The organism is Klebsiella sp. RHBSTW-00215 (assembly GCF_014103785.1).
GTDB lineage: Bacteria > Pseudomonadota > Gammaproteobacteria > Enterobacterales > Enterobacteriaceae > Klebsiella.
The window spans coordinates 1143274-1158726 of the sequence record NZ_JABXQS010000001.1; the positions used below are offsets into that span (position 1 = coordinate 1143274).

The 15453-nt window shown below is 57.1% G+C and carries 9 protein-coding genes and 1 pseudogene; 3 read left to right on the plus strand and 7 right to left on the minus strand.

The window, feature by feature from the left end; all coding sequences use genetic code 11:
* Window positions 1-2 precede the first annotated feature (2 nt).
* From bcsD to bcsO, 6 genes and pseudogenes are all read right to left on the minus strand, one after another.
* Window positions 3-479: a cellulose biosynthesis protein BcsD gene (gene bcsD, locus HV127_RS05560; protein ID WP_182240569.1), complete on the minus strand. Its 477-nt coding sequence runs from the start codon at window positions 477-479 to the stop codon at window positions 3-5.
* Window positions 479-4531 carry a cellulose biosynthesis protein BcsC gene (locus tag HV127_RS05565; protein ID WP_182235244.1) on the minus strand — a complete coding sequence of 1351 codons (4053 nt, stop codon included), beginning with the start codon at window positions 4529-4531 and terminating at the stop codon, window positions 479-481. The genes bcsD and HV127_RS05565 overlap by 1 nt, the downstream gene beginning before the upstream one ends.
* A complete protein-coding gene (gene bcsB, locus HV127_RS05570; protein WP_182235245.1) occupies window positions 4528-6936 on the minus strand; it encodes a cellulose biosynthesis cyclic di-GMP-binding regulatory protein BcsB in 2409 nt (802 codons plus the stop codon). Before bcsB ends, HV127_RS05565 begins: the two co-directional genes overlap by 4 nt.
* Window positions 6933-9044, minus strand: a complete 2112-nt coding sequence (gene bcsA / locus HV127_RS05575; protein ID WP_110276219.1) for a UDP-forming cellulose synthase catalytic subunit — start codon at window positions 9042-9044, stop codon at window positions 6933-6935. Before bcsA ends, bcsB begins: the two co-directional genes overlap by 4 nt.
* A gap of 20 nt (window positions 9045-9064) precedes the next feature.
* Window positions 9065-9857 (minus strand): annotated as a pseudogene (gene bcsQ, locus HV127_RS05580) (cellulose biosynthesis protein BcsQ).
* A 1-nt stretch (window position 9858) separates the two neighbouring features.
* Window positions 9859-10434: a cellulose biosynthesis protein BcsO gene (gene bcsO, locus HV127_RS05585; protein ID WP_182235246.1), complete on the minus strand. Its 576-nt coding sequence runs from the start codon at window positions 10432-10434 to the stop codon at window positions 9859-9861.
* A gap of 808 nt (window positions 10435-11242) precedes the next feature.
* Between bcsO and HV127_RS05590 the strand changes: the two genes are divergently transcribed.
* Entirely contained in the window at window positions 11243-12154 is a 912-nt protein-coding gene (locus tag HV127_RS05590) for a LysR substrate-binding domain-containing protein (protein ID WP_182235247.1), read from the plus strand.
* Here the strand turns inward: HV127_RS05590 and HV127_RS05595 are convergent.
* Entirely contained in the window at window positions 12137-12922 is a 786-nt protein-coding gene (locus HV127_RS05595) for a DUF2877 domain-containing protein (protein ID WP_182235248.1), read from the minus strand. The genes HV127_RS05590 and HV127_RS05595 overlap by 18 nt on opposite strands.
* Window positions 12923-13165: 243 nt before the next feature.
* Here HV127_RS05595 and HV127_RS05600 point away from each other — a divergent pair, with 243 nt between their 5' ends.
* Together HV127_RS05600 and fdrA are read left to right on the plus strand one after the other, a co-directional pair.
* Window positions 13166-13828, plus strand: coding sequence for a cysteine hydrolase (locus HV127_RS05600; protein ID WP_110276224.1), 663 nt, complete (start codon window positions 13166-13168; stop codon window positions 13826-13828).
* A 73-nt stretch (window positions 13829-13901) separates the two neighbouring features.
* Complete coding sequence (gene fdrA, locus HV127_RS05605; protein WP_182235249.1) at window positions 13902-15452, plus strand: acyl-CoA synthetase FdrA; 1551 nt, start codon at window positions 13902-13904, stop codon at window positions 15450-15452.
* The last annotated feature ends 1 nt before the right edge of the window (window position 15453 follow it).

Genomic DNA, 15453 nt, shown 5'->3' on the forward strand with positions numbered 1-15453 from the left:
CGTTATGGATGGAAGTAAAGAAACTGAACGTCAGAGACCGAAAACAGCCGCTCGCGCTGTAATACAACGTGCGCACCACCGCCCTGCCCCTGTAGCCAGCGGGAATAAAGCCCCTCGAGTATGGCACAAAATGCATTACACCAGCGGACGCGACGCGCTTCATCGCGGCTCACCGGCAGCGCCTGATGGCGCAATCGCAGACCATCGTCGCTGACGTCAACGGTGACAATCCCCCACTGGAAACGGCTCAGTTGAGCATTGATATTGGCCTCCAGTTGCCCGACCGTCTCCGATTCCGGCAACGGATGCTCATCAGCCAACGCCTCCCCCATCTGACGCAGGAAGGGCTGGCTCTCCAGTTCTCCAGCGTTGTTAACCATGCCATCAACCATAATCAGCAGCAGATCGAACCATCCGGCAGGCGTTTGCTGCTGCTGAAACCAGGCCGTCACCAGCGCATTATTATTCTCCGTCATGATCAGTTGTCTCCCAGCATGTAGCGGATATAGAGGCCGGCGGTGCTTTCGTTATAATCGCCGAAGGTGTCATAGCCAATCTGGCCGCCGAGCGACATCTGTTTGTTGACTTTGTAATCCGCTCCGGCGCGTAGGGTGTAGCCGATCCCGCTCTTCGACGTCGCTGAATAGTAGGCTTCTTTGGCAAAACCATTGGTCACCGCGGTCTCAAGCGTCTGCTGCCATTCGGAGTTAGTCGGGAAATAAGCGCTCTTATCCTGGCTGTAAGATTGGTAGCCCACCGAGCCGCCAAGCTTCATCGTCCAGTTATCATATTTTTCCGTCAGGCTGACCGGCAGCGACACGCTAACGTAGTTCTGCGGGCTGAAGTAACCCCCTTGCCCATAGGTGAAGTAGCTCAGGTTTTTCGAGTAATCCATGTAGCTCATACTCAACCCGGTTTGCAACTGACGATACTCATCGTGATAAGGCCGCAGGTAAACCCCGGCGTTAGCGTTAATACTGGTGTTGCTGGCGATGTTTTGACCAAGGTAGCTATAGCCTCCGCCGCCGACGTAAAAACCCGCATCGCCATCGTCATAGCTCAGTTGCAGGGTGCCGCCGTTTTTGGTCACCTGGCCCCAGGTTTTGCCAGAGTAGGAATCCTTCAGGCCGACGTAAGAGAGCAGGCTATCGGTCAGTGAACGACGCTCGCCGGTGAAAATTAGCGACAGATAATTGGTCAACTTCGGCGACCACTTCACGCCGCCCACGACAGTATTAAGATCCTGACCCAGCGGGGTACTGCCGATATCGACGCGGTATTGATCGCCGCTCAGCGCCAGCGCCAGTTCCACGCCGTTCGCCTTCTGCGAATCCGTCGAGCCGCTGGCCTGATCAACGTTAGGTTTCAGGTTTGAAGAAGACAGATAGCTGGCAACCTGCCCGGAGTCATAGGTCCCCAGTTTCGCCAGATTCTCCATGCCGCTACTGGTAGTGGCGTTAAAATCTGAGGCATTCAGCGTACCCAGATCGCTTAAGGCCTCCGCCCCCGGATTGCTGGCAAAGTAAGTCGTGCGCTCGGTATCGGTCATCGCCGCAATCGCCGCCTGTTCGCTGGTGGCGGTAGAAACCATATTCGAAACCGCATTAGAAAGCGGGTTTGCACCGTAGCGCCGCCAGGCGTCGCCGGTTGCCGTACCGGCATTCAACGTAATCGGCGTGACGGTAAAGTCGAAACGCGAATCACCAAACGGTGAGGAGGACCAGGTTAGCGGCGTTTTCATTTCAGTGAGCTTGCTGGTGCCGGATTCGCCATCGCGGCCGCGAACTTCCATGCCGCCCTGCAGCCAGGTGCCGGTTTTTTCCTGCAATGTCTCCATCATAGTATCCACCTGGCGCAGCATGCGGGTCTGCGCGGTTTCAACCGGCAGGTCAGGACGCTGGATCCCCGGCAGCGTGCTGCCATCCCCCGTCGAGACCTGGGAAACCTGCCATGGCATATATTGCCCGTAGGTGGAAGCGCTGCGCGTTGTCGTGGGGGTGCGAGAAACGCCGATAAACGGGTTATCCGCCGCCAGCACGCCGCCCACGGTGGGCGTTTGCGCGCTATTGCTGCTCTGTTGCCCCAACAACCTGCCGCGCGCACTGCGCAGGTAGGTCATCGCCTGCTGGTGATGCCCCTGCGATTCAGCGACGCGCGCCAGCAGCAGCAAACGGTCAGGCGAGTTATCCGGACGCAGTCCGCCCGCCAGTTGTTCGGCCCGATCGTTGTCACCCGCCGACAGCGCGACATCAATCGCTCCGCTGCGCGCATCCTGGGTCGGCGTATCGCGGGTCATCAGATAGTCATAGACCACCCCGGCCTCTTTGTTCATTTTGCCGCTCTGATAGAGACGCGCCATAGCGAACATCAGGTCGGTATTTTGCGGGTCGCTTTGCATCGCGCCCATCAGCTTGTCATACGCCGCCGCGTAGTTGCCCTGCTCGCGCAGATGATCCGCTTCGTTAATCACGTAACCGTTGCGAATGCTGGCCAGCTGCGTCGGCGTACTGCTCGCCTGCAGCTGCGGGTTGGTTAGCAGCCTCTGCGCTTCATTGGTCAGGCCCGCCTGGTTAAGTACCGTGACCTGGTCGGCGTAATCCCCGGCATTGCCCGAGATACCGCCGTTAATATTGTTGCGCACCAGCGATACCGCGGTGGTGACATCGCCGCTTTGAGCCAGCAGGCGCGCCAGTTTGCCGACATCCGCCGGGGCTTTTGGCGGCGTTGCGGCCATCGCCCTGAGCGTATTGGAGGCCGCAACGGTGTTACCCTGCGCCAGATAGCTTTGCGCCGTTGCCAGCTGCAGGTTGTAGTTCACCCGCTGATGCAGATCGCGCATCTGGCTGGTCTGGCTAGCGGGAGGAATTCTTGCCAGCAGCGTTTGCGCCTGCTGCCAGCCGCCGTTCTCGCTGGCAAAAAGCGCGGCGGCGTACAGCGAATTACTGCTGGCGCCGGGGCGATAAGCGGCGGCCATAATCGAGTTTGCCTCACCGTCGTTACCCGATTTTTGCAGCAACCGGGCCAGGTCGAGACGCATCCACGCATCGTCCGGATAGCGGGAGACCCCCTGGCGCAGCGTGGCGATTGCGCCCGCCACGTTGCCGCTGCTAGCCTGTTCCTGTGCCTGCCGGCGCAGCGAATCCCCCGGCATCCCGGTGACCACTCTCGGCTGTAGTTTTTGCTGCAGGCTTTCCGGCAGCGTGCGCAGCACCGTCTGCGCTTCTGCGGTTTTATTCTGATCGCGCAGAACGTAGTAGAGATTCTCCCGCGCCGGGCCGTTTTGCGGCTGATCGTTGAGCAGCGCACGCAGCGTTTGCTCGGCCTGCGGCAGGTCTTTGTTGTGGCGCAAAACGTCAGCACGAAACAGTTTCGCCGCCGTCCCTTGCGTTCCGCCCTGCTGCGCCAGCGGCGCGGAGAGCGCCAGCGCCTGGCTGATATTGCCCTGCTTATAGGCCTGCTGCGCCTGGGCGAGCTGGCCGTAAAACAGTGCATCCGTCGCCTGCTGACGCCGGGTTTGTGAAGCATCGCCGCCAAGGTCCGCCGCCCGGCTCAGATACTGAGAAGCCGCCTGAAAATCACCACTGCGCTGGGCGATATAGCCCATCCCTGCCAGCGCGTCCGCATCCTGCGGGTTGGTTTGCAGAACCTGTTCAAACTGCTGCTTCGCCGCAGCAGTATTACCGCTGTTGAGGTCAGAGTAACCCTGCCCACGCGCCTGACCACTGCGCCGTTCGCGAAAATAGTTTTGTACTTCAGTATCCTGCGGATGGCGCTGCATCCAGGTATCATAGAACGGCTCATCACCCGCCTGCGGCCCCATCCACAGCAGCGCCTGACGCAGACCGCTATCGGCTTCTTTGCTGCCGCTGGCCATTGGCTCCAGCATGGAGATCCCTTCCCGGCGGGAGTCTTCGCGCCAGGTCAGCACCTTGCCCAACGCCACGCGCGGCCCGTTTTCCTGCGGATGCTGTGCAACGTACTGACGCAGCTCGCTCAGCGCCTGCGGATAGAGCGACTTATCGCTGGCCATCGTCATGTAGTATTCCGCCGCCAGTCCCGACGGTGGCGTGTTGCCGTTGAACATGCTCCGCCAGGTCGCCAGCGCGGCGGGGACATTGCCGCTCCGCGCCTGCTGCCTGGCCAGATTGAGCTGCCCCTGCGGCACCTGCGCCATTTTTTTAGCGCTATCTAAATCCTGCAATCCGGGGCTATTGGGTGCCGCTTTCTCCAGCCGCGCTCGCCACTGGGCCGCCGCCTGAAGATTTCCCCCCTGCTGCGCCCAGAGCGCCATCAGGTACAGCGCCTGAGTGTTGTTGGCATCGACCGACAACACTTTTTGCAGCGATTCCATCGCCAGCTCGTCGTGGGATTTTTCATGCCAGTAGTTGGCTTGTGCGAAGAGCGCCTGTAGCGCCGCATCGTTGCCTGCCGCCTGCGCTTCGCCAAACGCGCCAAGCGTCAGCGCGCCGGACAGGCACAGCGTTGTGAATTGACGGGCCGCCTTGTTATTCATTTTGCTAACTCTTTTCATTGGCTATCCCCCGAACCCAGGCGCTTACGGGCATGACGTTTAAACATCGCGGTCAGCGCCAGACCCAGAATCGACGTAACAATCAGCCCCAGCACCGCCAGCAGCCCGGAGTGTTGGTTGGCATACCAAACCGCCATCATGTACCACGGCATCTGACCGCTGGGGAACGGCGTGCTGACCTGGAAGCTGCGCACGCCGTTATCGCTGGTGATCACCGCCGTATCGCCGCGAATACCGGCGTTAATACGCGGTGAATTAAGGTCGTCTTCCAGCTTCGATAGCTGATCGTCGTTGCTGGCCATCGCCACCACCACCACCCGCTTCGGGTTCCACGGCGAGCGGTAGCTGATGAACCCGCGCCAGGCGCTACTGGAAGAGAAATAGCGGTCAGCATCCACACCATCTGAAGCCCAATCGCCGCTCAGCTTGCGCTGGATTTTTGGCCACAATGCCGGTTCGCGCACGCTCAGCAGATTATCAACCGGGTTATAGGGTGAATCGGCCAGGAGACGCTGGTTAAACGCTTTCTGGTCCAGTGAGCTCACCGCCAGTACGTCACGATCGCGCAGCAACGACGAATTCGCACCACCTTCAGGAATACCCAGCACCACGCGGTTATTGGCCAGCGCTTTACCGGTCGAATTACCCGAACGGGCGGCCAGATTCAGCATTGTCGCCACCTGGGTTTCCGAAGGCCTCTCCGGGAGCAGCAGAGTGGTTTGCGAGTAGTCCGCCAACCGTGAGAACGGGAATGAGGCACCGACAAAATAGGAGAGATTGGGCAGCAGCGAGAAGTGTCGCGTACTGCTCAAATCAATCCACGAATCATCAGTGATTCGGCTCTTAATATTGCTATTCATCAGCACCGCACAGGGCGCGTTATCCTTCGGCACCAGATTGAAATAGAGCGAAAGCTGGTTATCACCGTAAATCAGATACGGCGCTAACGGGATGGTAAAACGCTCCTGACGCGCATCGCCGCCCAGATGACGCCAGAGTTTCTCCAGCGGCCCCTGCTTGTTCATCGGCAAGTTGTTAAGGAAGGTGTTGTTGAGCGTCACGCTCAGCAGCGATTTATCCTCATTGATCCAGTTTTCCGACGGGAAACGATAGCCAATCTGCAAAGGAATGGTTTCGCCATCCCACAGATAGAGGTCCGGCGCGGCGCGGAAGGCCACGCGCAGCGGCTCGTGCCACACGCCGCTGACGGTCATGCTTTGATCCTGGCGGATCAATTCACTGATTTTTACCGGACGATCGGTTGGGATCCAGCGCGGCGCATCATACGGTTTGCCGACCGGAATAGCCTGCGGATCCACATTCAAGCTGGGGGTCTGCGGGGCAAAATCGCCGCGAGTCAGCCGCCAGGCCGCCATCCGCAGCGCGGCGTCATTTTGGCCGACGATCAGCAGCAGCTTATAGGCCGGGTTACCGGGGTTCTCAACGATCTGCAACAACGGTTTATCGGTTTGCGGCAGCGTCAGTCCGCCAACCTGCTCGCCGGGATGACCAATAATAATGCCGTGCTTCTCCGGCAGTCGATCGCGCAGTGCATCGAATGCAATACCGCGATAATCAGCCTGAATACCCAGCCATGACGACACCAGCGCCGCTGCGCTGAAGACGTCCGCCGTCGGTTTTTCCGGGTAAGCAATAGCAATATCCGCCGGGGTCATCTGCATGCTGTCGAAGAACGGACGCGGGAAGTGGCTTAAATCATTGCTGATATTGAGCTGCTGACTCTCCCAACTAAAGTGCGAGGTGGGCAAAATCGTCACTCGCGACGTGTCATGAATATCGAGCCGACACTGCATGGCGTCGCCGTCATTAATCTTAAAGCTCAGGTTATTGCTCGATACCATCAGCGCAGCCGGAATATCCAGCTGGTAGTGTGAGATATCTTCCCCGTCAGCTCCCAGCGGCAAGGTACCGAGCGGCTGACCGTTGAGCATTAATTGCAGCGTAGCGTTACGGGTGGCCATCTCCGGCGAGACTTTAATCTCGAGCATCAGCTGGGCATGCGTCACCACCTGATCGGAAGGCAGCGTAAAATCAGCGCCGCCCTGGCTTTGTCCGCCGCTGAGGATGATGCCGTCCGGCATTCCCATCTGCACCAGGTTCAGGTCCCCGCCCACAATCGGGGTTAATGGCACCGTACTAGGTACGCTGGGGGTTACCGGAGGCGGCATCGCGGGCAGTGAAGCCGGCTCTGCGGTGCTTTCCGTTGTGGCCGCCGAATCTGATTCATTCACAGGCGCGGGTTCAGCAACCGGCGCACTGTCGACCCCCGCGTTAAACAGCGGGAAATTGAGCTGCGGCAACGAGTCCGCAGGTGTTTCTTCACTATGTAGCGCGGGTGCGGAGAACATTCCAACCAGCAGCGCAAGCGTCGTTAAACGTTTCATAGGTGACCATCCTCCTGCGCGGGCTTCGCAGCAGGCGGCTGGCGACGCTGGCTGCGGCGTGTTTTCCACGTCAGCCAGAACAGTTCAAACACACAACGCAAAATGGTGACGAAAGAGCGGAACGGGTTGTCCTGCGGGCGCGGCGGATTAATCCACGCATCGGCGCGGGCCAGCACCACGCGCACCAGTTCGCGACGGCGTGAAAGCGGAATGTTTTCATCGAATTGCAGACGAATAAAGCGATCGTCAGCGGTCACCTGGCGGACGGGAATCGAGATAGCGCCTGACTGGAGAATCAGCTCAATCTCTTCAATCTCATCCTGCTGGTGACGCTTATCCGGTGCGCTAATGCGGCAGCCGCCCATCGACAGGTCGGCGGTGTGGCTACGCGAGACAATACCGCTGGCGTAGTGAATAAGCACCGGAATATCGACATCGATACGAATCGTTTTGCGCACCTGTCGGGTTTCGCGCGCCACGGCGATGGCGGCCAGCAGAAAGATCAGGCTGTAAATCCCCCAGCCAACGTTGAGCGCGATAACGTTAGGATCTGAACCAAAATAGTCGTGGCCGACAGCGCGGACGATGCCGACCACCACGCCCAGGCCCAGCAGGCAGGCAACGACCAGATGCGGCCTGACGACGGTAAAGTCGAAGTAGCCAACGTCCAGCAGGCCGCCCTTATCGGTCACGTTGAATTTTCCGCGTTTGGGGAAAATCATCGTCACCAGCGTCGGCAGCACCAGGTGGAATGCCAGCACAATATCGTAAATTTCGCCCCAGAAGCTGTAGCGATAGCGGCCGTTCATCCGCGATCCGACATAGATAGCGAGGAACAGATGCGGTAGCGCGTAGGAGACAATCAGGCTCGCCGAGGAGTAGATAATATTCAGGTTAAACAGCAGGTAAGCCAGCGGCGCGGTGACAAACACCACGCGCGGCAGGGCAAACTGATAGTAAAGCATAGCGCTGAGGTAGCATAGACGCTGCTGGAACGTCAGCCCACGCCCCAGTAACGGGTTATCGAGACGGAAAATTTGCGTCATCCCACGCGCCCAGCGGGTACGCTGAATCACGTGCACCACCAGACGTTCAGTGGCTAAACCGGCCGCCAGTGGAATATCAAGGAACGCCGATTTCCAGCCCAAACGCTGGAACTTCAGCGCGGTATGGGCGTCTTCAGTGACGGTTTCTACCGCAAAGCCGCCAATCTGCTCCAGCGCGGCGCGACGGATCACGGCGCAGGAGCCACAGAAGAAGGTCGCGTTCCAGTTATCGTTACCCTGCTGAATGGGGCCATAGAACAGCATCCCTTCGTTAGGGATATTGCGGCCCACGGAGAGGTTGCGCTCGAACGGGTCCGGCGAATAGAAGTAGTGCGGGGTCTGCACCAGCGCCAGCATCGGATCGTTGAGGAACCCGCCGACCGTCGCCTGTAAGAAAACGCGGGTCGCCACGTGGTCACAGTCAAAGACGCAGATCAGCTCGCCGTTGGTCAGGGTCATCGCGTGGTTAAGGTTACCCGCCTTGGCGTGTTTGTTATCGTTACGGGTGATATACCCCACCCCGACGTCGGCGGCGAATACCGCAAATTCGTTGCGCTTACCATCATCCAGTAAATAGATTTTTAATTTATCTTTTGGATAATCAATGCACTGCGCGGCCAGCACGGTATCACGAACCACATCAAGCGGTTCGTTATAGCTCGGAATATAGATATCCACCGTCGGCCAGGTGCTCATGTCATCCGGCAGCGGGACGATTTCGCGCTTCAGCGGCCACACCGTTTGCAGGTAGTTCAGCAGCAGCATCACCCAGATATAGACTTCTGCCAGGAACAACCCCATCCCCAGAATCGCCTCGATTGTGGAGTTAAAATGCAGGGTCTGCGTCAGGCGGAAATACATATAACGGGTCGACATTAGCAGCGATGTCACGACCATAATGACCGAAACGCTGCGGTTTTTACTAAAACCCATGACGAAGAGAATACCGATACTCAGCAAGCCAAAAATATACTGCTTTTGGCTGTCCATCGGCGTGATCACCACCAGCACGGCAATAGGCGAGAGCACCAGTACCAGCAACCAGAAAAGAGATTTTTTCATTCAGCGGCCCTGCAATTAAATTAATGCCCTGACATGCGAGGCTGGCTGTGTACCGTGCCGTCGCCAATGTTGATACCCAACTGCGCAGAGATTTTTTTGGCAATGATTTCAATATCAAAGGCGGCTGCGGAGGATGAACTAAAGTCAAGAATCGACTTCTGAGAAGCATTCGCCTCTACCACACTTTCATCACGATGAATGACGCCCAGCAGGCGGTCACCCAGTTTTTCTTCCATCAACGCGGTGACATCACGACTCACCTGACGGCGATTATCGCTCTGGTTAATCACAAAATAGTGTCCGTGCTTATGATTGAGCGCCCCCCCGGTTAAACGCTGCTTTTCGACCTGCGACAGGGTCGACATCGAGGCGGTATCCGCCAGCAACGGCACCAGATGCAGGTCGGCAAGCGCCGTCAGCGCCGTCAGCGCGGGTGAGGGTCCCGGCGGCAGGTCGGCGATAGTAATCAGCCCCGGGTAATTGAGTAATGCCGCCAGGCCGCGGGTTAAAAAATGCTCGTCATGGGCCAGGCGCTCATCAAAAGCCTGGCGCTGCGCTTCACTCACGTCGCCATAGGGCAGGACGAAAATATTGCTACCGGCGCTGAGTACGCACTGGCTCCAGTCATGCAGCTCCAGCGCTTTCGCGACAAAGCCGCGCTCATCGCTAAGAGGCACGCCAAAATGCAGGCGCAGGGCGTTCTGCACATCAAAATCGAGGGCCAGAACTTTACTGCCCGCGCGGGCCAGCGCCCAGGCCAGGTTTGCCGCGAGGGTCGTTTTTCCTACGCCGCCTTTCGGGGAACACACGCAGATCAGCGGCATGTCGCAATCCTTTCTAAGAGTGATTTCAGGGGCTGGTCTTTATCTTTCGCTACCGGTTCCGGCTCCACGGTTTTCGTCGCGAAGAGATGGGCGTAGCTTTCCGCCGTCGGCACGATGGCCTGACGAGGTTTGATTGCAGGTGCGGGGACGCTGGCAGGTACCGGTTGGGGAATCTCTACCCGAGGAACAGGGATCGGCGGCGCGACGTTTTCCGGCACAATGAACTCCACGGCGGCCGGTACGGTTTTTTCAGTCGCGGCAATGGGCTGTACCGCTACAGGTTCAAGTATCACCGCCGGAGCAACCGGCGGTGTCGGAGCTACCGGCGGTGTCGGAGGTGCGGCCTCAACCTTGCGGAACATATCAACAGGTACCAGCTGTGGCAGGGGTAATGAAACCGATCCGCCCATAGCGATAGAGGATTCTTCCGCTACGGGAATAAGTTGATTGAGAATAACCCAATCCCCTTTTTCACTGGCGGCAGCTTCTGATGAGAGGTCCTTGAATTTTAGACTGTGTGTCCGCGTCTTTTCCTTGAAGCGCTGCAAATCATCATAATGGTTCATAGATAACCTCATGATTTTAAATACATCATATTTAATCTGTTTTAATTGTCATTCTACGCCGCTAAAGCATAGTTTAATTTGTTGTTTTTTGAACATTTAACCAGCGTTATGCCTGTCACAACACGGTTACTTTAGTACAGCTTTAATAATTTTGAATAAGCCAGGTTGGTATAATTCCATAGTGGTAGTGCGGCTACCCTATCAGTTTCTTTTCAAAATGATAGCCCCATTTTTTGGGCGGCAGCGCCGTCAAAACCCACGTAACACGCCGGGTCATTCACATAGAGTAGTTTTTTATACTGTTTAAATTTTAAAACCTGGCGTAATGCACGCCTGTAGAATACTAACGAGAATACATTTTAATATTTTTTAATCCATTTAGAAATCACTTAACTGAATTAATGGAAATAATAAATAAAGCTCAGACTTAAAATAAATAGCTCAGGATGTTATCTGAAAACCAGGAATATAATGAGTTGACCGAACAACAAAGAACAGCATCAGAAATCATTGCTGCCCCCCTTTTAGACCACCTGAAGGCTTGAACAGCGTAAAATAAAATATATTCATAGAGTTAGCTTAGTTGATAGACATAGTGATTTAAGATCCTCTATATTCGATAAATGTTCGTTTTATGTTCCCGATCGTGAAGGGTTTTTTCAGTCTATACACAAAATCATTCGAGATGCATCGAGGCGGCAAGGGAAGAAATCCCCAGGAGCATAGATAACTATGTGACTGGGGTTTCTGAGTGCAGCCAACAAAGAGGCAGCTTGAAGGATGACGGGTATATCGGTAGGAAGAGGATATGTTGATAAGCGTCCAGGCATTGAACGTCATCGTCACCATCGCGCGCTGTGGCAACTTTAGCGCTGCCGCCGAAGAGCTGCACAAGGTGCCCACGGCTCTCAGCTATACGGTACATAAGCTGGAAAACGAGCTGGGCGCCAAACTGTTTGAGCGCCAGGGCAAACAGCTGATCCTGACGGAAGCGGGCCGTTATTTTATCAAAAAAGGGCAGTTGATCCTGAGCGAGCTGGGAGAGTTGCAGCATACCACTCGTCGCATTGCCAGCGGTACAGAGACGAGCTTAAGCCTCTCGCTCAATAACATTATCAGCCTGCAACCTCTTTACGCGCTGCTGAAACAAAGTGAACACCACTTCCCGCAAACGGAAATTCAGTTGAGTATTGATGTGCATGATGGCGTCTGGGACGCGCTGCTGGAAAAGCGTGCGGACATCGCTATCGGCGCGCCTAACCAGGTGGTACGCCACGGTGAAGTCCTTTGTGCGGAAATGCCCGCCGTTGAGTGGCTGTTCGCCATTGCTCCCGACCATCCGCTGGCGGCGGTTCACCGCCCGCTACAGGCAGAAGATCTGCGCCGCTACCCGGCAATCTGTATCCAGGATACCTCCGTGCAGCTCGAACCGCAGGTTGCCTGGCAACTGCGCGGCCAAAAAGCGCTGCTCGCTCCCGATTACCACAGCAAAATTACGATGCATCTCCACGGTCTGGGCATTGGCTTTCTTCCCCGCCATTTTTGCCAGCGCTACATTGACGACGGCAGACTCGTTAGCGTGCCGGTGGACGTCAGTAAACCGCCGACGCCGCTTTTTCTGGCCTGGCAAAACGAACCTCCCCGCCCTTGTTGCCACTGGTGGCTGACGCAGTTGCAGCGAGCGGATGTCATCGAAGGGTTTTTAACCGAACTCAGTTGACCGGGTTGATAGAACGCAGACCGCCGCCGCCATCCCGGCCAGCATATCCAGCCCGGAGGTGTGACCATACCTGGCAACCGCAGGAAAATTAACCGCAGGCGTCGCCATCAGCGCTAACAAATGCTGGCTATAGCGGCCCTGACACGCATGTCCCAGCATTTCCCGACTGATATCCGTGGTGGCTGACGACAGCGGGGGAATAGCCCGGCGCAGCAAGGACAGCCGGGGATGTTGCCAGTTCTCCATAACCAGCAATACGCCCACCAGGAAATCATCGCCAGAGGGCGTTAGCCCCTCCCCGCGCCCAATCAGAAAACGCAGCAGCGGAACCACATCGCCTTCGCCGTTAGCCAACCAGCGGATAAAGCGTTGATAGACATCAGCCAGCGCAGGCTCTTTTTGCAAGGCCAGTCGAATGCCAATGCGCGGTTGTCCTGCGAGGAAAACGGATAATGCACTAGCAAAACACCGCAAATTCGCAGCGTTCCCGGCAGAAATAAGCTGCGTGGAGACGGGACTCGAACCGAGCATCGACACATCGCCCCCGCGGGGTAAACAGGCCACGTTCATCCCGGCGATAAAACGGAGTCGCAAATCGTCAACGTCGACAATGATACCGTTGGGGGCCAGCGGCATTTCGCGGGTTTGCACAACCCAGAGTTCGCCATTCGGCATGAGCAGATTACAGGCGTGGGTGAAGACCGAGTGCACGCGCCCCGCTTGTCCAGAAGTCAGCCTGGCGCAATGTTTTAGTGCATTCAAAGCCATACGTTAACCTTATTTCCCGAGGGGGGTCACACTTTTGCACATCCATTTTCGCCCCCTTGACCGACCGGCTGATATCCCCTGTTCGCCGTAATCCCCACGCCATCAGGACCCCAGCCATTTTGCCTTGCCGATATGGATTTATCCCTCATATTTTTTTGAGGGATAAGCAGAAAACCTTTCTGCGCAGCCATCGCGTTCTGTCCATACACTGCTAGTGTAGTCATAGCTAACAAGGGATCGTTTATGCGTACTATTCAAGCTCAACCTTTTGATTTCACGTTTGATCCTGCCAGCACTGCGCTGGTCATCATCGATATGCAACGCGACTTTGTCGAACCCGCCGGTTTTGGTGAGGTGCTGGGTAATGACGTCTCGCATCTGCGCCGGACTATCGCGCCATGCCGTCAACTACTGGAACAAGCCCGAGCCTCAGGGTTATTTATTATTCACACCCGCGAAGGCCATCGCGTGGATATGGCGGACTGCCCCCCGGCGAAAAAAACACGCGGCGGGAAAACATTTATCGGCGAATCCGGCCCGATGGGGCGCATTTTAATTCGCGGCGAACAAGGGCACGACATCATCCCGGAGCTCGCGCCACTCCCCGGTGAACCGATTATCGATAAACCCGGCAAGGGAGCATTTTACGCCACCGACCTGGGGCTGATTCTGCAAACTCGCGGCATTAAATCGCTGATCATCTGCGGCGTGACCACGGAAGTGTGCGTGCAAACCACGGCCAGAGAAGCCAACGACAGAGGCTACGAGCTGGTCATCCCGGAAGACTGCTGCGCCTCTTACTTTCCAGAATTCCACCGCGCCGCGCTCGACATGATGAAAGCCCAGGGCGCCATCGTCGGCTGGGTCAGCGATTCAGCCAGCATTATCGGCGCGCTGCAAAACTAATTTTTCGACAACTGGTAATAACCCCATTCCGCCACATCTATGGCGGTGGCCTCTTATTGCCCGAGGACAGGAAATGACTCTGCATTACCAATGCTTCCCTAACCTGTATAAAGACTCCGTTTCACTGATGCAGGTTTCCGCAAAACTCAATGCCTTAGAGGGCGTTGAGCAAGCTTCTGTCGCCATGGCGACGGCGGCCAATATCGAACGCATGCGCGATGCGGGAATGCCCATTACGCTTGAGGCCCGACCTAACGACCTGCTTATTGCCCTGCTGGCAGATGACGAAACGGCAAAACAGGCGCTGGCGCTGGCGGGTGAGTTACTGAGCCCTCCAGCCACAACGGAAAACACCGAAGGTACAACCCGACGCCCGGCCACCAGCATCGCCGCAGGTGTGGGGGCGTCCGCGCAGGCCAATCTGGCGCTGATTTCAGTTCCCGGCAGCTACGCCGCCGCCGAAGCGCTTAAAGCCCTGAGCGCCGGGCTGCACGTGATGCTCTTCAGCGATAACGTCCCGGAATGTCAGGAAGCGGCGATTAAGCAGTATGCCCGCGAGCGTGACCTGCTGGTGATGGGGCCGGACTGCGGTACCGCCATCATTAACGGGATGCCGCTGGGATTTGCCAACGTAGTCCGCCGCGGAGCAATTGGTCTGGTTGCCGCTTCCGGCACCGGCTTACAGGAAGTGAGCTGCCGCATTCACCACCTCGGTGAAGGTGTTTCACAAGCCATCGGCACCGGCGGTCGCGATCTGCATGAAGAGATTGGTGGTCTGAGCATGCTGCAAGGGATCGCCATGCTGGCGGACGATCCCGAAACGCAGCTCATTGCGCTGATCTCCAAACCCCCGTCACCCGCCATCATGGAAAAAGTGCTGGAATCCGCCCGTCAGTGTGGCAAACCGGTTGTAGCCCATTTCCTCGGGACAAGCGATGCGACGCTGCTGACGTATGGCATCATCCCAGCCCACAGTCTGCAGCATGCCGCGGATATCGCGGTCGCCACGCTGCGGGGAGAAACGGCCGCCGCCAGCCATTCCTTACCTGAAGCTTTACGGCAGCAAGCGGTGCAATCGATTCGCGAGATGACCGCGGAGCAAACCGACATTCGCGGCGTTTTCGCGGGCGGGACTTTCTGCTACGAAGCCCAGCTCGCGCTCCAGGCGGCGGGACTATCCTGTGAATCCAATGCCCCGGTAACGGGCGCACGGGCGCTGCAGGATAAACATCATGGTCACGGCCACAGCCTGGTAGATATGGGCGATGATGAATTCACCCAGGGACGCCCGCATCCGATGATTGACCCGGAGCTGCGTAACGCGCGCCTGCTGTTGGAAGCGCTGGACCCGCGCACCGCCGTCCTGCTGTTCGACATCGTGCTGGGCTATGGCGCCAGCATCGAGCCGTGCAGCGCCCTGCTGCCCATTATTGAAGAAATTCAGCGCATTGAAGCCGCTGAACAGCGCCATATTGTCTTGCTTGCTCACGTCTGCGGCACGGATACCGATCCACAGGACAGAGCGCAGCAGATAACGCTGCTGCAAAGCGCTGGCGTCCTGGTGGCTGACAGCAATATCGAGGCCGCTCGCCTGGCGGCATTTATCGCGCAACAACGGAAATAGA